Below are 17,815 nucleotides of genomic sequence, written 5' to 3' on the forward strand. Positions count from 1 at the left end.
CCGATATCAGCTTCCTTCTCAACTACGGGGCTTCGCGCCTGGCTCCATCTGTGGTTCCCCTCACCAGCCGCTTGGCGCGAGAAGATAGTCGAAGTCGGCCTTCGTCAGCACGCCCTGCCCGGCGCGGCGGACCGCGCCGCCCATGACCGCGTCGTAGAGCTCCAGCTTGCGTTGTTTGAGCGCCATCATCTTTTCCTCGATGCTGTGGCGCATCAGAATCCGCACGACTGACACGGCGCGCTGTTGCCCGATCCGGTGCGCGCGGTCCGAGGCTTGGTTCTCGACCGCCGGATTCCACCAGGGGTCCAGATGAAAGACGTAGGTCGCTTTGGTCAGGTTCAAGCCCTGTCCTCCCGCCTTGAGGCTGAGCAGAAACACCCCCGGCCGCTCGCCGGTTTGAAAGGCCTTCACGCGGCCCTTGCGTGCGGCTGCCGCGGTGGACCCATCGAGCCGGTGGTACGGCAGTTCGTGCCGGACGCAGGCTTCCTGTACGAGATCGAGAAAGCCGGTGAACTGTGAAAACACGAGCGCGCTGTGGGCCTCGTCCAGCAAGACCTGCAGCCGCTCCATCAGAAAATTGAGCTTGGGCGAGGGTTCGTCGGCGCGGTGCGTCAGCAGGCGAGGCGACAAACAGACCTGGCGCAACTTGAGGATCGCCGTCAGCGCGATGAACTGCGCCTGGCCGGAGGTTTTGGTCCGGTAGGCGTCGTCGATCGTGGAGCGGACTTGGGCGACCGTGTGCTGATAGAGCGCCTTTTGCCGTTCGGTGAGGTCGAGAAAGACTTCGCTTTCCGTCTTGGGCGGCAAGTCGTGGAGGATCTGGGCCTTCGTCCGCCGCAGAATGAAAGGCCTCGTCCGGTGAAGCAGGCGGGTCAGCGTACGTTCCTCGACACGTTTGATCTCCCGCTTGAACCGATCGTATTCCCCGAGGAGGCCGGGCAGACAGAGATCGATCACCGAGAAGTACTCGCCCAGGTGATTCTCCAGCGGAGTTCCGGTCAGCGCGAGCTTGAAGCGTCCCTTGAGCCGTCGGACCGCGCCGGTCGTGTCCGATAGAATATTCTTCACCGCCTGCGCCTCATCGAAGACGATGACGTGAAACGCCGTGCGTTCCAGAGTGTCGATGTCCCGGCGGACCAATCCATAGGTCGTGAGCACCACGTCGCCGTCCATGGCGTCGAGCGTCCGCTCGCTTCCACTGTAGACCTGGACCTTCAATCCAGGGGCGAACCGCGCGAGTTCCTGCTCCCAGTTGAACAGCAGGCTCGTCGGCACGACAACCAGGTGGGGCCCCCGCGCTCGCTCGGCGGGTTGGGTTCGCTCAGCCTGCTCGCCTGGTTCGACATGGACGGATGGCTTGACGCGCCCTCCCTGGATGGCGGCCAGCAGGCAGATGGCCTGGAGGGTTTTGCCCAGTCCCATGTCGTCGGCGAGGCAGGCGCCGAATCGGTGTTCGTAGAGAAACGCCAGCCAGGCATAGCCGTCCCGCTGATACGGGCGCAAGACCGCATGCAAGTCTGTTGGCAGGGGCGGCGTCGTGATTCGTGTGAACCCCATGAGCCGGCCGAGCAGGGCCTCGTCCTCGGCGGGAAGCGAGACCGTGATCCCCTGCTCGCGCAGGGCCAGCCAGTCGAGCACGTGGAGTCGGGGCACGCGTACGATCCGCGCCCGGTTCCGATCCGACGGCACCTCCCCCGTGAGGCCGACGATCGCGCGCAGCCGCTCCAATGTGTCGCCATCCAGGACCTTCAGACCGCGCGCGGTCTTGACCAGTCCGCCTTGTCTCAGGGCCGTCAGCCATTCCGCCTCATTCAGCGCCAGACCGTCGCAGCGGATCTCCGGCCGAATTTCGAACCAATCGATGCCCGTTCCGTCTCGATCGCTCTGTTCCACCTGGACGGAACAGTCCCATCGAGAAGAGGTGAGCGGCTTGTCGTCGTACAACATCTCGATCCCGGCCGCCGTCAGCTTCTCCAAGAGGTCCGGCAATCGCTGGAAGAGCAGTCCGCCGGGGATCGCCATCCGGTCGTAGTCCCGCATCTGGCGAAACGCGTCCGGGCCGAAGACCTCGAACGGGATCCGGTACAACAAGGCTTCGCGGGCCTTGTCGATCGGCATGAGCGCCCAAGCCTCCCCGGTGACCTGGAGACGTACATCCGGCCTGGCATAGACGGACAGCCGGTGTTTCAACCATCGCGCGGCTTCGTCGGTGACGGTCCGCGCCCAACACTCCCGCGCGAGGGCCGTCCTGATACGTTGGTTCCGCTCCTTGACCTCGCGCACCGAGAGGAGTGCGAAGAACATGGCGTAGAGCACGGCTTTTCGTTTCTGCGCGCGCAACGGACTCGAGACGTCGAAGCCTTGATTCAGCGCGGAGATGAACGCAAAGGTCGAAGCGCTGGGGGCGAATCGAAGGTTTCCGTGCCGGCATTCCGCCTGAAGGGTCCAGACCGCATCGGGTGAGTCCATTGGGCCGGGAGGAGGCGTGAGGATCAGGCGGTACGGGCACGCCTCTCCTTCCGGGGAAGATTCGAGGCCTTGAACCGGTCCCTGTTTTCCTCCCACCTTCAGCAGGAGGTCGTCCAAGGTCCCGTCGGCTCGCTTTTGAATCAGATCGATCTGTACGGACCGGAACGTATCCAACGGGACGGTGAACTCCGTCTCCTGGCCGGTGCCATGCCATCCGCCGTATCCGGAGCCGTCCGGCAACGTGACCGCGCGGGTTTCCTCCCCGAAATCATCATAGGGATCGAGGAACGGATCGATTTCGTTGAATCGTTGGTGGAGCGAACGGAACGAAGCCCACCCTCGTTCGTCCTCCAGATAGAGCAGCCGGCCGCCGCTCGGATCGATGACGAAGGTTCTGAAGCGCACGATCCGTTCGAGCGCCGCTCCGTCGGCGAGACAGAGGGCGCGAATCCATACCTTGCCATCGACCAGGTCCATCTCCGTCTTGGTTCGGCATGTGACCGACGGGGTCCATTGGAGCGGGATCGATTTTCGGCCCGACTCCAGAACGATCGGGTAGGGCTGGCGCTCGCGCCTCAGATAGCGCAGCAAGGGATCTTCGCCGAAGCCGGACGAAAACCACGATGTATTCAGAAGGGGAACCAGTTCGGGCGGAAGGGCGGGGACCCATCCTCCGGTGAGCGGCGTACCGTTCCGGCGGATCAGAAGTTCCGGATAGGCCTGTCGCATGTCGATGACGATCTCGTAGGAGGGACGCTTGCAGGCAGGTTTTTTGGCGGCAGGGCCGACTAGGTGTGGATTAACCGGCTCGGTCGTCTCAGCATCGTCGCCAAGCAGCTCGTCCCGGAGCAAGGGCAAGCGGGTTTGCTGCCAGGTCGCCAGCCTGAATGTGTCCGGCGAGAGGAGGTTCTTGGTCGTGAAGCAGGCGCACAGGACATGTTTGCAGAGCCACTCGGGACTCCAGGCCGGGCAATCGCAGGAGGGGGCGAGAAACCCGTCGTCCAGGGAAAAGATGACTTCATAGAGACGGGTTCCCAGCACTTCAGCCGTCAACGTGGCTCGATCCGGGCTCCATCGATACTGTTGAAGCCGTTGCCGCTCGTAATACCCGTAGCCTCGGAGGACGACGTCCTTCGGGGCCATCGTATAGATGTCGTTGGCCGATAAGGCGCGACACGCGGCGAGCAGCGGGGACGATTCGGAACCGGGGCGGGGGCGCAGGGGACGCGCCTCCTCTTCAGAGATGTGCGCTGTGCGCGGTTGGCTGGACGAGGGCTTTTTCCCCATCGGGCCACCCTATAAAAAAAGACTGTGTCCCATCAAGATGCGGGAGAGAGAAATGAGCGAGCGGGGCCGCCGCCGCTTGTTTGACAGCCCGCGGAGGCCTGTGCTACCGTCGCATGATTTTTTGACATAGCCGATCCCTATCCCTCGCTCCACTCCATGAAGTGGGGCCATTTGTCCAGGAGGATGACTGCATGGAGCTCTACGAGTCTCTGTTTATTATTCGTCCGTCGCTGACCGACGAGGAAACCACCGCGCTCATCGAGAAGATGAAGGGCGTGGCGGAGCGGGCCGGCGCCACCTTTCAGAAAGTCGAAAACTGGGGCCGCCGGAAGCTCGCCTATGAAGTAAAGCGCGAGCGCAAGGGCACCTACGCCTATTTCTATTTCAAAGGACCGGGGCCGGTCGTCGGCGAGTTGGAACGGGCCTATCGCCTGGAAGATTCGATCCTGAAGTTCTTGAGTGTGCGACTGGAAAAGGAACTTGCGGCGCCGGCGCCGAGCCAGCCGCAGGAGAGCCACAGTGAACGGGTTTAATAAGGTCATTCTGATCGGAAATCTGACGCGCAACCCCGAGCTGCGCTATACGCCGAGCGGGACGCCGGTGGCGAGTTTCGCGCTGGCGGTGAACCGCCGGTTCCGGCAGGGCGAGGAGCTGAAGGACGAGGTCTGTTACATCGACATCGTGGTGTTCGGCAAGCAGGCGGAGCACTGCGGGCAGTACCTCAGCAAGGGGAGCGGCGTGATCGTCGAAGGCCGGCTCCAGCAGCGCCGCTGGGAGACGGAAGACGGCCAGAAGCGGAGCAAGCACGAAGTCGTGGCCCAATCCGTGACCTTCCTCCCCAAGCGGCAGGACGGCGGCGGAGGCGGCCACGAACCGGGCGCGCCGGACGATGCGCCGGCCTACGAATACGAAGAACAATTGTAAGGTCAGGAGGACGCGAGCATGGAGCGAGGCGGACGGTTACTTCGTCGCAAGAATTGCCGGTTTTGTGTGGAGAAGGTGCCGATCGATTTCAAGGACGTGCCGATGATGAAGAGCTTCTTGACGGAGCGCGGCCGGATCGTGCCCCGGCGGATGTCGGGCAACTGCCTGCGCCATCAGCGGGAATTGACCACCGCGGTGAAGCGCGCCCGCCACATCGCGCTCGTGTCCTTCGCCGAGGAACGCTGAGTGTGATGCCGGTGCTGGACTGTCAGGGTGCCGCGACCATGGAGCGCAACGATCTGACCTATACGGTCTCCGAGATTCTGGCGGAGGGTCTGCATGTGGACGAGACGCTCGCGGGGACGGACCTCGATTTGAGCCAGGGCGACACGCCGATCACGGGGGCGTTGCACCTTCGGATGGATCTTTCTCGCGACGACGCCCATGTGTCGGTGCAGGGCTCGATCACCGGCGGAGCGACCCGCCAGTGCGTCCGTTGCCTCAAGGAATTCGTCGACACCCTGGCCGTGCGCTTCTCGGCCGATTATGTCAAGAAGCAGGCCAAGGGCCGGAAACCGACGCGCCAGGCATCCGGGGGCGCGTCCGAACCGGAGGCCGCCGGTGATGCCATGGAAGACGCCTATGAATATGCGGGCGATGAGATCGACCTGGTCCCTATGCTGCGCGAGCAGGTGATCCTGGCGGAACCGATGCATCCGCTCTGCCGCGAGGACTGCCTCGGACTCTGCCCGGTCTGCGGGCGGGACCGGAACCTGGCCCCTTGCGGCTGCAAAGAACCGGGCGAAGGGAATCTGGCCGAGAAGATTCGATCGGCGCAGCGATCGCTGAAACGATCGTAGCGCGGCCTCCGGCTTCCGCCGTCATTGCCATGCGGAAAGCCGGACCGATCGTGAACGGGTGAAGAACGGACAAGAAAGCTGAAGCGAGACCACCATGCCAAATCCAAAACACAAACATTCGCGTGCGCGGCGGGATCAACGGCGAACGGCCAAGGTAAAGATCGTTCCGCCGGGCTTCTCCCTCTGCCCGCAGTGCCACGAGCTCAAATTGCCCCACCGCGTGTGCCTCAACTGCGGGACCTATAAGGGCAAGGCGATCATCGCCGTCGAAGAATCGTAGTCGGAACGTCGTACTGAACGTCTGTCTCCAGAAGGGGCGACTCGCGCGTGAGGCGACAAAGCGCCGCTGACGGTCATCGTCCGGCCCTCACGCGCCCCTTATGCCGGGGACGAGCGCAGGCCTTCCGTCGATCCCATGAAGATTGCTGTTGATGCGATGGGGGGGGACCATGGTCCTGCCCCCAACGTCGAAGGTGCCATCCAGGCTGCGGCCGAGTTGAACGTCGCGGTCGTCCTGGTCGGGGATGAAGCCCGGCTTCAGGCGCAGCTTCAGCGTATGGGCTGCCGCGATCCCCGCATCACCATCCGCCACGCGCCGCAAGTGGTGGAGATGCACGAATCTCCCGCCCAGGTGGCGCGAAAAAAGCGCCAATCCTCCGTCTGGATCGCCACGGAGCTGGTCAAGGCCGGAGAGGCCGAGGCGGTCATCAGCGCCGGCAATACCGGCGCGGCGATGGTCGCCGCCTTTTTCGTGCTGGAGCTGACCAAGGGGGTCGAACGTCCGGCTATCGCCACGATGCTGCCGACGCTCACCGGCCATGCCGTGATGCTCGACGTGGGCGCCAATGTCGATTGCACCGCCAACCATCTCGAACAATTCGCCTTGATGGGCAACGAGTACGCCAAGCACGTGCTCGGCAAGGTCAACCCGCGCGTCGGCCTGTTGAGCATCGGGGAAGAGGATTCCAAGGGGAACGAGGTCACGAAAGAAGCTTTCAAGCTGCTCAAGGCGAGCCCGATCAACTTCATCGGCAACGTGGAGGGCCGCGACGTCTACAGCGGCGAGGCCGACGTGGTCGTATGCGACGGCTTCATCGGCAACGTGGCGCTCAAGATCTCCGAAGGGGTGGCGGACACGATCAAGAAGCTGTTGCTCAAGGAGATCGGCGGGTCGTTCCTCGGGCGGCTGGCCTATCCGCTCATCGCGGCCCCCCTGCTCAAGCTCAAGCGCAAGATCGATTATGCGGAGTTCGGCGGGGCGCCGTTGCTGGGCGTGAACGGCATCTGTATGATTTGCCATGGACGGTCCTCGGCCAAAGCGATCAAGAACGCCATTCGCCGGGCGAAATCCCTGGCGGAAAGCCGGATGACGGATCTGATCCGCCAAGATATTGAAGAAAGCCTCGGCCGCCATCGGCAGGAGGCGCAGCACGAAGCCAGCGCATGAACGCCCGCATCACCGGCACCGGATCCTACGTCCCAGCCCGGGTCATGACCAATGCTCATCTGGAGCAGATGGTCGCCACCTCGGATCACTGGATCAGCGAGCGAACCGGCATTCGCGAACGCCGCATTGCGGCGACCGGCGAAGCCTGCTCCGATTTGGGGCTGCAGGCGGCGGAGCAGGCGCTCAAGGCGTCCGGCCTGTCCGCCGGCGATCTGGACCTCATCCTCGTCGCGACCTGCACCCCCGATTCGCTGTTGCCCGCCACAGCCTGTCTGATCCAGCACCGCTTGAGAGCGACTCGCGCGGCGGCGTTTGATATTTCCGCGGCCTGCTGTGGGTTCGTCTATGCGCTTGGGGTTGCCAACGCGTATATCAAGACCGGGTTTCGCCACGTGCTGGTCATTGGGTCGGAGGTGATGTCCGCGATCACCGATTGGACCGACCGCAATACCTGCGTCCTCTTCGGAGACGGCGCCGGGGCTGTGGTCCTGAGCGCGACAGAGGAAGCCCGCGGGGTGCTGTCCACGCACCTCCATTCGGATGGTTCCCTCTGGGACTTGATCCATGTGCCGGGCGGCGGCTCCCGCATCCCGCCCTCCGAAAAGATGCTGGAGGCGCGCCAACAGTACATCAAGATGAAGGGCAACGAGACCTTCAAGGTCGCGGTGCGGACCCTCGAGGAGGTGGCCCGCGAAACCCTCGCGCACCATCACGTGTCGGTCGAGCAGATCGATCTCTATGTGCCGCACCAGGCCAATGCCAGGATCCTCAAGGCCGTGGCGGAGCGGTTGGGGCTGCCGGCCCACAAGATCATGATGAACGTGGATCGCTACGGAAATACCTCGGCCGCCTCGATCCCGATCGCGCTCGATGAAGCGGTGCGAGGAGGGCGGATTCAGGCGGGGAGTCTGGTGCTGCTGGGGGCGTTCGGAGCGGGCCTCACCTGGGCCTCCGCGTTGATTCGATGGTGACTAGTTCGACGATGGCAATGCGGCGCAGGGTCATTACGCTTCCGCCGGCGCCCATGCAAGCGACGCCGGCCCGAACCGGCAGTTTTTCTCGTTGACAAGGACCGGCCTTTCCACCATATCTTAGCCCACATTATTCATGAGCCCTTCTACTGCAACCGCCGATACGCCGCTGCGACAAGCCAGCATGCGACTTCGAAAACATGCTGACAGGCAGGCTCGCCCCTCGTGGCCTCGACGTGCTGGTTCAAGTACGCCTTGTATCTTGGAATTGTGGTACATGAGACATACGGAATGTGACAGATCGATACGCCTCCGGTCCGAAGAGACCGCGGCCGAGCCGGGTCGTCACATTCCCTATTCCATAAGCCCGCACAGTTGCCTGGGCCACCGAGCCCGCATCAAGACAAGGACGGGCTTCACCAAGGAGGAGGCGATGCAGACATCGTCGGTGTGTGTCGGAATTGATATCTCGAAAGCGCAGCTGGACGTCGCCATGCGGCCGGCTGGCACGCCGCTGAGCGTCCCGTATGATGCCCAGGGAATCAGCACGGTGATCGCACGGCTGAGCCAGGTATCGCCGATACGGATTGTCGTGGAAGCCACCGGGGGCTTGGAACGGCCGTTGCTGCGGGCGCTGGTGGACGCCGCCTTGCCCGTGATCGCGGTCAATCCGCGCCAGGTCCGGGACTTTGCCAAAGCGACGGGCCGGTTGGCGAAGACCGATACGCTGGACGCGCAGGTGTTGGCCCGCTTCGCAGAGGTCATCCAACCGGAAGTGCGGGCGCTCCCCGATCCGCAGACCGCGGAACTGGCGGCCCTGTTGGCGCGACGCCGCCAAGTGCTGGCGATGCAGCGGGCCGAGCAGAACCGGTTGGACCGAGCTCCAGCCCGCGTGCGGAAGCGGATTGAAGCCCATCTGCGCTGGTTGCGCACCGAACTGGCCCGGCTCGACGAGGACCTCGATGACATGATTGAAGAGAGCCCCATCTGGCGTGCACGCGAAGATTTGTTGCAGAGCGTGCCCGGCATCGGACCGGTAATGAGTCGCACGGTCTTGGCCGAGCTGCCGGAGTTGGGCTTGCTGAATCGCAAGCAAATTGCGGCCTTGGTGGGCGTCGCGCCCTTCAATCGGGACAGTGGGCGGCTGCGCGGCCGACGCACCATCTGGGGTGGGCGGGCCCCCGTCCGCACCGCGCTGTACATGGCGACCTTGGTGGCGACGCGCTGGAACCCCGTCATCCGGCAGTTCTACCAGCGACTGCGTACCGCCGGCAAAGCATCCAAGGTCGCGCTGGTCGCCGCGATGCGCAAGCTGCTGACCATTCTCAATGCGATGGTACATCATGGGACTCCATGGCAACCGGCCGCTGCACGGAGAGCTTGACATTCAAGACAGTTGCTCGGCCTCTCGGGGGCTCCGCGTGCCTGTCTCGTCGGCGTCTTGGCGGTTTCGTCACGAACTGCCATGAGTAGGGTGGGCTAGCGCGCCATGAGTGCAGGAATCGGATTCGTGTTTCCCGGGCAGGGGTCCCAATCGGTCGGCATGGGACGCCTTTTTTACGAGGCATCTGAAGCCGCCCGCCGAACGTACGAGGAAGCGTCCGCCGTGCTCGGATACGACGCGGCCGCCCTCTGTTTCGAGGGACCGGCCGAGCGGCTCAACCTGACGGAGTTCACGCAACCGGCCCTGCTGACCGCGAGCATCGCGGCCTGGCGCGCCTGCGCCTTTGACGGCATCCAGGCGGTCGCGGTGGCCGGCCACAGTCTGGGAGAATATACGGCGCTGGTCGCGGCCGGCGCCCTGTCCTTTCGCGAAGGCGTGTCGTTGGTGCAGAAACGCGGCCGCTACATGGCCGAATCGGTCCCCGCCGGGACCGGATTGGTGGCGGCCCTGTTGGGCCTGTCGTCGGAACTGACGCAGGCTGCCTGTCAGGAGGCCTCGTCGGTCGGCCTGGTGGCTCCGGCCAATTTCAACTGTCCCGGGCAGATCGTCATTGCCGGGGAAAAGGCGGCGGTGGAACGGGCCATTGAATTGGCCAAGGCCAAGGGAGCCAAGCGGGCCCTGCCGCTTCCCGTGAGTGTGCCGGTCCATACGCCGTTGATGAAACAGGCGGCGGATCGTTTGTCGAAGGATCTGGCGGAAGCCCGCTGGACCGATCTCCGGATCCCGCTGGTGAACAACGCGGAGGCGGCCGTGATCCGCTCGGCTGCGGACATCCGGCCGTCGCTGGTGAAGCAATTGCCGTCGCCGGTGCGGTGGGAAGAGTCGGTCCGGAAGATGGTTTCCATGGGCGTGACCACCTTCGTCGAAGTGGGGCCCGGCACGGTGCTCACGGGCTTGATCAAGCGCATCGTCCCGAATGCCGCCACCTTCAATGTCCAGGACCCGGCTTCACTGGACGCCACCCGCGCCGCGCTGGAGGCCCGATCCTCCGGGTGAGGCTGCCCGATCGCACACGCGACGGCCATTCACGACTCAGTCTTAGGGGTTGCATGTTTGTTGACAAAGGAAGAGCTGCATGTCGTCTTTAACAGGGAAAGTCGCCATCGTCACAGGAGCCGCTCAAGGGATCGGCCGCGCCATCGCAGAAACGCTCGCCCGTCAAGGGGCGGATATCGTGGTGGCCGATATGGACCCGGGCCGGGCGGAAGAAACCGCCGCGGCCGTCACCCACCTGGGGCGGAGGGCCCTGGCGGTCAAGGTGAACGTCGCGAACTGGGATGAGGTCAAGGGCATGGCCGACCGGGTCGTGACGGACTGGGGCAAGGTGGATATCCTGGTCAACAACGCCGGGATCACGCGGGACGGGTTGCTGCTGCGCATGCGCGAAGAGGATTGGAACCTGGTCCTCCAGGTGAACCTCACCGGGACGTTTTACTGCACCAAAGCCGTGCTGATGCCGATGACGAAACAACGGTACGGCCGGATCGTCAATATCGCCTCGATCGTCGGGGTGATGGGCAACGTGGGCCAGGCCAATTACGCGGCCTCGAAGGGCGCGGTGATCGGCTTCACGAAAACCGCCGCCCGGGAATACGCGAGCCGCAATGTGACGGTCAACGCGGTCGCGCCGGGCTTCATCGACACGCCGATGACGCAGGGCCTGTCGCCGGAGGTCAAGGACCAGTTGCAAAAGCAGATTCCGCTCGGGCGGCTGGGACAACCGGCGGATATTGCAGAAGCGGTCCGATTCCTGGTATCGGATGGGGCCGGGTACATCACCGGTCAGGTGCTGCACGTCAACGGCGGCATGTTGATGGTGTAATTCGCAGAGAGAGTCACGCACAATCTTGCGCGGCAGCGATCTCGTTGGCGCGGATGAGTCGGAGCAACAGGAGGGAGACGTTATGGCGGACGAAGGACGCAAAGCGACGACGGTGGACGAGCGGGTCAAGAAAATCATTGCGGAGCAGCTCGGAGTCGAGGAAGATGAAGTGACTCCGGAAGCGTCGTTCGTCGAGGATCTCGGCGCCGATTCGCTCGACACGGTCGAATTGGTGATGGCGCTGGAAGAGGAATTCGAGATCGAAATCCCCGACGAGGACGCCGAAAAAATCCTGACGGTGGGCAAGGCGCTCGATTATATTAAAGAGAAGGTCTGAGCAGGCCGAGCCGATTCGTTGGCACTCCTATGAACGTGCAAGGACCAAGACGGCGCGTGGTGGTGACCGGGTTGGGGGCGGTGACCCCGTTGGGCACCGGCGTGGAGAAGACCTGGAACGCCATTTGTGCCGGGCAATCGGGCATCGCGCGAATCACGCGCTTCGACCCGGCCGGATACGACGCGCAGATCGCCGGCGAGGTCAAGGACTTCGATCCCGCGCAGTTCATCGAGAAAAAAGAGATCAAGAAAATGGACGCCTTCATCCACTATGCCGTGGGCGCCGCCCAGATGGCGGTGGATGACGCCGGATACAAGATCGCTCCGGAAGAGGCGACCCGCGTCGGGGTCTATATCGGCTCGGGAATCGGCGGCCTGGGGTCCATCGAGTACTACCATAAGATTTTGCAGGAGAAGGGGCCGGGGCGGGTCTCGCCCTTCTTCATCCCCATGACCATCATCAACCTGGCGTCGGGTCAGGTGGCGATCCGCATGGGGGCCAAGGGCCCGAATTCCTGCGCGGTCACGGCCTGCGCGACCGGCAACCATTGCATCGGCGACGCCTTCCGCCTCATCCAGCGGGATGAAGCTGACGTCATGGTGGCGGGCGGGACCGAGGCAGCCATCACGCCGCTCGGCGTGGCCGGATTCGCGTCGGCGAAAGCCCTGTCGTTTCGAAACGACGAGCCGACCAGAGCCAGCCGGCCGTTCGACCGGGATCGCGACGGGTTCGTGCTGGGCGAGGGAGCCGGGGTGCTGGTGCTGGAGGAATTGGACCATGCGCGCCGGCGAGGGGCCCGGATCTACGCCGAGGTCATCGGCTACGCGATGAACAGCGACGCCTACCACATCACGGCGCCGCCCGAAGAGGGGGAAGGGGCGGTGCGCTGCATGGAGCTGGCGCTCAAGGACGCCGGCGTCGCCAAGGACCAGGTCGGATACATCAACGCCCACGGCACCTCCACGATGGCGGACGCCATTGAAACCAAGGCGATCAAACAGGTGTTCGGCGAACAGGCCTACCGGATTCCGGTCAGCTCGACCAAGTCGATGACGGGTCATCTGCTCGGCGCCGCGGGAGGGATTGAGGCCATTTTCTCCATCCTGGCGATTCATCATGGCCTGTTGCCTCCCACGATCAATCTGGAACATCCCGATCCGGCCTGTGATCTGGACTACGTGCCGAACCAGGTCCGGTCCGCGTCGCCGTCCGTGGCCTTGTCGAATTCGTTCGGGTTCGGCGGGGTCAACGCCTGCGTCCTGTTCCGGCGCATGGATGCATGAGACGCCGTATCCCCCTCCTTTCAACCCGGACATGACGACATGGATAGGCGGAACGGCATTGAGGCCGCGCTGGGCTACGTGTTCCGCCGGCCGGCTTGGCTCGACGAGGCCCTGACCCACAAGTCGTTTCTCAACGAACAGCGGCTGAAATCGGGGCGGCACAACGAGCGGCTTGAACTGCTGGGCGACGCGGTGCTGGCCCTGGTCGTCACCGATTACCTCACTGAGCGGTTTCCGCAGCTCGACGAGGGCCGCCTCTCGAAGCTCAAGGCCCGCCTGGTCAGCGCCCAGGTCCTGGCCAGGGCGGCGCAGCGACTGGAGCTGGGGCGGTTTCTGAAGCTGGGCCGGGGAGAAGAGGTCACGCAGGGCCGCGAGAAGCAGTCGGTGCTGGCCGACGCCTTCGAAGCGGTGCTGGCCGCGATTTATCGGGACGGCGGACTTGACGAGGCCCGGGCGTTCGCGTTACGCGTGCTAGACACGGACCTGCTGGCGCTCGATCGGGCCGGAGGCCATCCGGACCAGGAGGATTTCAAGACGCGGCTTCAGGAATATTGCCAGAGCCGGCTCGATGTCCTGCCGCAGTATACCGTGACCGGCGAATCGGGCCCCGACCACCGGAAGGTCTTCGAGGTAGAACTCACCATCGGCGGGCGGGCCTATGGGGTCGGGCGCGGCCATACCAAGAAAGCGGCCGAGCAAGAGGCCGCCCGGGAGGCCTTGGGCCGCATCGAAAGCGGGGACATTCCGGCTGGCGAAGGAGAATGAAGCGGACTCACGGCCTCAACAATCAGGGAGGATATGATGGCGACGATCATCAAAGGACTCTGCATCGCGGTCATGGCGGCGGGACTGGTCATGGGAGGAATCGACGCGCGGCAGGACGCCGCGGCGGCGGATGCTTCGAAACAGGCTCCGCGGGCGCTCATCAAAACCAAATACGGAGAGATCGAGATCAAGTTGTATCCCGACGTGGCGCCGAAGCACGTGGAGAATTTCGTCAAGCTGGCGAAGTCCGGGTTTTATAACGGCACCATCTTTCATCGGGTCATTCCCGGATTCATGATTCAAGGCGGAGACCCCAATACGAAGGATCTCGCCAGGAAGGACACCTACGGCATGGGCGGACCCAAGGATGACAAGGGCAACCCCGTCTATCTCAAGGCGGAGTTCAGCGAGGTGCCGCACAAGCGCGGGATCGTCTCGATGGCGCGCCGGGGCGACAGTCCCGACACCGCCGGGTCGCAGTTCTTCATCGTCGTGGAGGATTCCCGCTTTCTCGACCGGCAGTATTCCGTCTTCGGAGAGGTGACGAAGGGCATCGGAGTGGCCGACAAGATCGTGAACCTGCCGCGCGACGCCAGGGACAATCCGATCGAACGGGTGGAAATCACCGTGACGATCCTGGAATAGCCCGGTTCCGTCGGGACGCTTCCGCCCCCTGTCAGAACGGCGAGGTGCCCTGTTTGGCCTGGATCAATTGAAGGAGATGTTGAAAGGCCTTGGTGGTCCGCTCGGCGGAGGAGGCGCCCTGGAACAGGAGGATCTCTTCGGCAAACTGGGCGCGGCGCTCATTCACCTTGCCTTGGCACAACACAACTTTTTCCACGCAGCGCGCCTTCCCGCTGCAGGCGAAACGGACGGCGTGGTAAACCCGGCCATCGGCCAGCGTTTTCTCGCCGGTGGAGTCGATGCGTTCCACATCGTGCAAGTCGAATCGCGTCGAGCCGGTGCGGGCGCTCCAGGAGCCGTGGTTCAATTCGATCAGCCCCGCATTGGCGCCGGTCGGAATGACGGCGTAAATCCTGGTGACCAACGGCAACTTGCCGACGTCCTCGTCTTTACAACCGAGCGCCCGGACGACAGCCTGCGCACTGGTGAAGTCCGTGAGGAATTGGGACGTGTCCTCAAGACTCTGGCTGAGGGCCGGCCGGGGCACGGCCAAGGGCCCCGCGATCCAGGCCGCCATCGCGGCCGTGAGAAGGAATCGGATTCTTCCGCGTATCATGCCGATGCCGGCGATCATGCCCTCACCGTACTGAAGTCCCCCCCCCCGTTGTTCAAGCGGTCCTCAGCAGAATCGATCGCGGATGACGGTCATCGAAAGATCCGGATCAATGGTGATGATGTTCGCAGCCGGGACCATGGACGTGCGGGGTGGAACCGCCGGGAGGCGGCGTGAATTGTCCGGGGATAATGATGCTCTTGCGGTCGCCATGACGGGCCAGGTGCTCGGCGATCTCCGGATGGGCGGTGCGCACGTACCCGATGAGCGCCTGGAGAAACCGCTGCGATTGAAACGCGTCGCCGGAAAACTCCGACACAAACTTCACCGCCCGGTCGAGCACCTCCGGTGCGCTTTGCAATTCGACCATCTCCTGCGGCTGCTGCTTCTTGAACGTCTCGTACTCCTTTTTCAGGTGCTCGGCGAAGACGGGAAGCGGCGCGCCCGGCACATGCAGGGGGCTCAGGCTGCGGCGCAGAGCCTGGAGCCCCGCGACGACTTCCGCATCCTGCCCGTCCCGCCGGTCCTGGAAGTACCCGAAGGCGACCACTTCGACCAGATTGAACAGGGCCACGGCCTTGTCTCCGCCCAGCTCGGCAAGCTGGCCATAGAACTCGCGGCGTAACGGGGCCAACTGTTCGCCCAACCGTTTCTGCTGGTAATCCATGCCGGCATGCAAATAGGAACAGTCGGACGGGCAGGCGATCCGAGCGATCCGCGATTCTCCGCAACAGTGGGGGCAAATCAATCCGCCCAGGGCGGGGCAGCTCCGCTTGCCCTTGCGCTGATGGCAATAGAGACACTTGCTCACTTGGGCGGCGCCTCTTTGGGCGGCCCCTCCTTCGGCGGCCCGCTGAAGCCGTAGTCGGCCAGCGTCCGTCGCTTGTCGGCCGATTTCACGGGCGATTCCAGGCCGTTCACTTCGGCGGCGTCTCCATAGTGGTAGGGAACCAGAATCACGTGGTTTGTCCGGTCGATGGCGATGTCCGCGGGCGAAGGCAGGTATTCGGCGATGACCTGGAGTTTCCGATCCGGCGCCATGCGCCAGATCTTCCCCCTGGTGAAGTCCGAGACATACATGTTGCCCCACCGGTCAAAATCCACCCCGGACAGATTGCCGAACCGTGCGGAGAAGAATCCGTTCGACATCAATTCCGTGAGGGTGCCGTCCAGCCGCACTTCGACAATGTTGCCCTTGTCCCAACTGACCACGATCAGCCGATCTCCCTTCGGATGGACGGCCAATCCCGCCGGGCCGCTCAGTTGCGGATCCCGCACCAAAGTCGAAATCTGATGATCGTGCGGCACATCGATGCGGAAGATGGCCTGCCCGGTCCGGTCGGACACATACAACAGACTCTTGCCGTCATAGGCAATGTCCATGAGCTGGCTTGAGTAGCCGGCCTGCGGGATCGCGCCGGACCCCAGCGGGAGCGTCAGGAGCAGCTTGCCCGTGGATTTGTCGAAGCCGCGCACCTGGTCCAGATCCGCCACATACAGGGTCTGCCCGACGATCGCGAGTCCTCTGGGCGCGTGCAGGATGACGCCGTCGCGGCCCCCTTCGATGAACTTGAGCCCGACGACCTTCCCGGACTCGTCCAGCTTGGTGATGAAGCCGTTGTTGTCCCGCGCGCTCTCGTCGCCGTTGATGCTGGAGATGAAGTATTCCTTGGTGACCGGATCGACGACGAAACTGTACGGCCCGTTGAGTTCCAAAATCTGCAAGGGGAAGGCCGGGACCGCGCCGAAACAGAGCCATGCCGCCAGCGTGACGGCACACAGGACCAGCCTACGGCGGGAGGTCCCCTGCCGGGACGATGTGGGCCTATGGAATCGTTGACGCATCAGGACGGACGGTGGTTGCGCACAGTGGTGTGTGATGGAACCGTCCCGCATCGTATCGGACGGTCAAATCAGGTGTCAAGGAACCGGGGCGGGAGCATCAGTGCCTACGCGTCCCTGCGCGCGTTGACTTGCCGCGGAAACCCCTGTTATGGTCGCATTTTGATATCGATTTTGCGCGCCTGCGTTCGACGGAGACGATCTCCAGAGGGGGCGTGGCGCGCCCATCGCGGCGTACTTTCGTTCAGGGAGGAGAAGAACGTGGCAGCTCAGATCATCGACGGCAAAGCGCTCGCGCAGCAGATTCGGGAACGGATCGCCAAGGACGTCGTGGACCTGGTCGCCCAGAAGGGCGTGCGCCCTGGTTTGGCGGCGATCCTGGTGGGGGACGATCCCGCCTCGCATATCTATGTGCGCAACAAACAGAAGGCCTGCGACGCGGCCGGAATCTACGTGGACGAGAACAAGCTGCCGGCCTCCACGACCCAAGCGGAGCTGTTGCGGCTAATTGAAAAAGTGAATGCCGATCCCAAGATTCATGGTATTCTGGTCCAGCTTCCGCTGCCGAAGCACATCGACAGCAAGGTCATTCTGGATTCGGTGTCTCCCCTCAAGGATGCGGACGGATTCCATCCCTACAATTTCGGCCGGCTGGTCGAAGGGAACCCGATCTTCGAGGCCTGCACGCCCAAAGGCGTGATCAAGATGATCGAATCCACCGGCGTCACCATCGAGGGCAAGCGGGCCGTCGTCCTGGGCCGCAGCAACATCGTCGGCAAGCCCGCGGCGCTCATGCTGCTGCATCGCCACGCGACGGTCACGATCTGTCACAGCAAGACCAAGGACCTGCCGGCCGTCTGCCGGGAGGCGGAGATTCTGGTCGTGGCCATCGGCAAGGCCAAGTTCGTGACCGCCGACATGGTTCGCGAGGGCGCCATGGTCATAGACGTCGGGACCAACCGCACGGCTGAAGGGAAAGTGGTCGGCGACGTGGACTACGAGCCGGTGAGCCGGAAGGCCGGATGGATCAGCCCGGTTCCGGGCGGGGTGGGGCCGATGACGATCGCCATGTTGCTCGACAATACCTTGGAGTCGGCCAAGCGGGCGGCCGGGCTGGCGTAACACCG

At 63.6% G+C, this 17,815-nt stretch carries 19 protein-coding genes; 15 read left to right on the forward strand and 4 right to left on the reverse strand.

The features are described 5' to 3' along the window. Positions 1 to 60: 60 nt before the first annotated feature. Positions 61 to 3,612, reverse strand: a complete 3,552-nt coding sequence (locus QWI75_RS05110) for a DEAD/DEAH box helicase (RefSeq protein ID WP_289267617.1) — start codon at positions 3,610 to 3,612, stop codon at positions 61 to 63. 335 nt (positions 3,613 to 3,947) lie between these two features. Between QWI75_RS05110 and rpsF the strand changes: the two genes are divergently transcribed. The 14 genes from rpsF (at position 3,948) to QWI75_RS05180 (ending at position 14,254) form a co-directional block, all read left to right on the forward strand. Beyond that, positions 3,948 to 4,289: a 30S ribosomal protein S6 gene (rpsF, locus tag QWI75_RS05115; protein WP_289267618.1), complete on the forward strand. Its 342-nt coding sequence runs from the start codon at positions 3,948 to 3,950 to the stop codon at positions 4,287 to 4,289. Then, positions 4,276 to 4,680, forward strand: a complete 405-nt coding sequence (locus QWI75_RS05120) for a single-stranded DNA-binding protein (protein WP_289267619.1) — start codon at positions 4,276 to 4,278, stop codon at positions 4,678 to 4,680. Before rpsF ends, QWI75_RS05120 begins: the two co-directional genes overlap by 14 nt. A gap of 18 nt (positions 4,681 to 4,698) precedes the next feature. Continuing rightward, on the forward strand, positions 4,699 to 4,926 hold the full coding sequence (gene rpsR / locus QWI75_RS05125; protein ID WP_289267620.1) for a 30S ribosomal protein S18: 228 nt from the start codon (positions 4,699 to 4,701) through the stop codon (positions 4,924 to 4,926). Between the two features lie 5 nt (positions 4,927 to 4,931). Continuing rightward, complete coding sequence (locus QWI75_RS05130) at positions 4,932 to 5,540, forward strand: YceD family protein (RefSeq protein ID WP_289271634.1); 609 nt, start codon at positions 4,932 to 4,934, stop codon at positions 5,538 to 5,540. A gap of 94 nt (positions 5,541 to 5,634) precedes the next feature. Next, positions 5,635 to 5,820, forward strand: a complete 186-nt coding sequence (gene rpmF / locus QWI75_RS05135) for a 50S ribosomal protein L32 (protein ID WP_289267621.1) — start codon at positions 5,635 to 5,637, stop codon at positions 5,818 to 5,820. Positions 5,821 to 5,955: 135 nt separating this feature from the next. Next, entirely contained in the window at positions 5,956 to 6,987 is a 1,032-nt protein-coding gene (gene plsX / locus QWI75_RS05140; RefSeq protein ID WP_289267622.1) for a phosphate acyltransferase PlsX, read from the forward strand. After that, positions 6,984 to 7,958, forward strand: coding sequence for a beta-ketoacyl-ACP synthase III (locus QWI75_RS05145; protein ID WP_289267623.1), 975 nt, complete (start codon positions 6,984 to 6,986; stop codon positions 7,956 to 7,958). Before plsX ends, QWI75_RS05145 begins: the two co-directional genes overlap by 4 nt. Positions 7,959 to 8,391: 433 nt before the next feature. Then, complete coding sequence (locus QWI75_RS05150) at positions 8,392 to 9,342, forward strand: IS110 family RNA-guided transposase (RefSeq protein ID WP_289266904.1); 951 nt, start codon at positions 8,392 to 8,394, stop codon at positions 9,340 to 9,342. Positions 9,343 to 9,447: 105 nt separating this feature from the next. Then, positions 9,448 to 10,398, forward strand: coding sequence for an ACP S-malonyltransferase (gene fabD, locus QWI75_RS05155; RefSeq protein ID WP_289267624.1), 951 nt, complete (start codon positions 9,448 to 9,450; stop codon positions 10,396 to 10,398). A gap of 79 nt (positions 10,399 to 10,477) precedes the next feature. Continuing rightward, positions 10,478 to 11,224: a 3-oxoacyl-[acyl-carrier-protein] reductase gene (gene fabG / locus QWI75_RS05160; protein ID WP_289267625.1), complete on the forward strand. Its 747-nt coding sequence runs from the start codon at positions 10,478 to 10,480 to the stop codon at positions 11,222 to 11,224. Positions 11,225 to 11,306: 82 nt separating this feature from the next. Then, positions 11,307 to 11,561, forward strand: coding sequence for an acyl carrier protein (gene acpP, locus QWI75_RS05165; RefSeq protein WP_289267626.1), 255 nt, complete (start codon positions 11,307 to 11,309; stop codon positions 11,559 to 11,561). A 29-nt stretch (positions 11,562 to 11,590) separates the two neighbouring features. Then, positions 11,591 to 12,844: a beta-ketoacyl-ACP synthase II gene (gene fabF, locus QWI75_RS05170; protein ID WP_370693550.1), complete on the forward strand. Its 1,254-nt coding sequence runs from the start codon at positions 11,591 to 11,593 to the stop codon at positions 12,842 to 12,844. A gap of 39 nt (positions 12,845 to 12,883) precedes the next feature. Beyond that, entirely contained in the window at positions 12,884 to 13,609 is a 726-nt protein-coding gene (gene rnc, locus QWI75_RS05175) for a ribonuclease III (protein WP_289267628.1), read from the forward strand. 33 nt (positions 13,610 to 13,642) lie between these two features. Beyond that, the gene (locus QWI75_RS05180) at positions 13,643 to 14,254 is read left to right on the forward strand and encodes a peptidylprolyl isomerase (protein ID WP_289267629.1); all 612 of its coding nucleotides are present in this window, start codon (positions 13,643 to 13,645) and stop codon (positions 14,252 to 14,254) included. Positions 14,255 to 14,285: 31 nt separating this feature from the next. Here QWI75_RS05180 and QWI75_RS05185 read toward each other — a convergent pair whose 3' ends face one another. The 3 genes from QWI75_RS05185 to QWI75_RS05195 all read right to left on the reverse strand — a co-directional run bounded on the left by QWI75_RS05185 (position 14,286) and on the right by QWI75_RS05195 (position 16,691). Next, positions 14,286 to 14,867 (reverse strand): hypothetical protein, encoded by a 582-nt coding sequence (locus QWI75_RS05185; RefSeq protein WP_289267630.1) that lies wholly within the window; start codon positions 14,865 to 14,867, stop codon positions 14,286 to 14,288. A gap of 88 nt (positions 14,868 to 14,955) precedes the next feature. Beyond that, positions 14,956 to 15,657, reverse strand: coding sequence for a hypothetical protein (locus QWI75_RS05190; protein ID WP_289267631.1), 702 nt, complete (start codon positions 15,655 to 15,657; stop codon positions 14,956 to 14,958). Continuing rightward, positions 15,654 to 16,691 carry an NHL repeat-containing protein gene (locus tag QWI75_RS05195; RefSeq protein WP_289267632.1) on the reverse strand — a complete coding sequence of 346 codons (1,038 nt, stop codon included), beginning with the start codon at positions 16,689 to 16,691 and terminating at the stop codon, positions 15,654 to 15,656. The genes QWI75_RS05190 and QWI75_RS05195 overlap by 4 nt, the downstream gene beginning before the upstream one ends. Before the next feature lie 258 nt (positions 16,692 to 16,949). On the opposite strand from QWI75_RS05195, the gene folD reads away from it, so the two are divergent. Then, positions 16,950 to 17,810: a bifunctional methylenetetrahydrofolate dehydrogenase/methenyltetrahydrofolate cyclohydrolase FolD gene (folD, locus tag QWI75_RS05200; protein WP_289267633.1), complete on the forward strand. Its 861-nt coding sequence runs from the start codon at positions 16,950 to 16,952 to the stop codon at positions 17,808 to 17,810. Positions 17,811 to 17,815 lie beyond the last annotated feature (5 nt).

The organism is Nitrospira tepida, assembly GCF_947241125.1.
Classification (GTDB): Bacteria; Nitrospirota; Nitrospiria; order Nitrospirales; family Nitrospiraceae; genus Nitrospira_G; species Nitrospira_G tepida.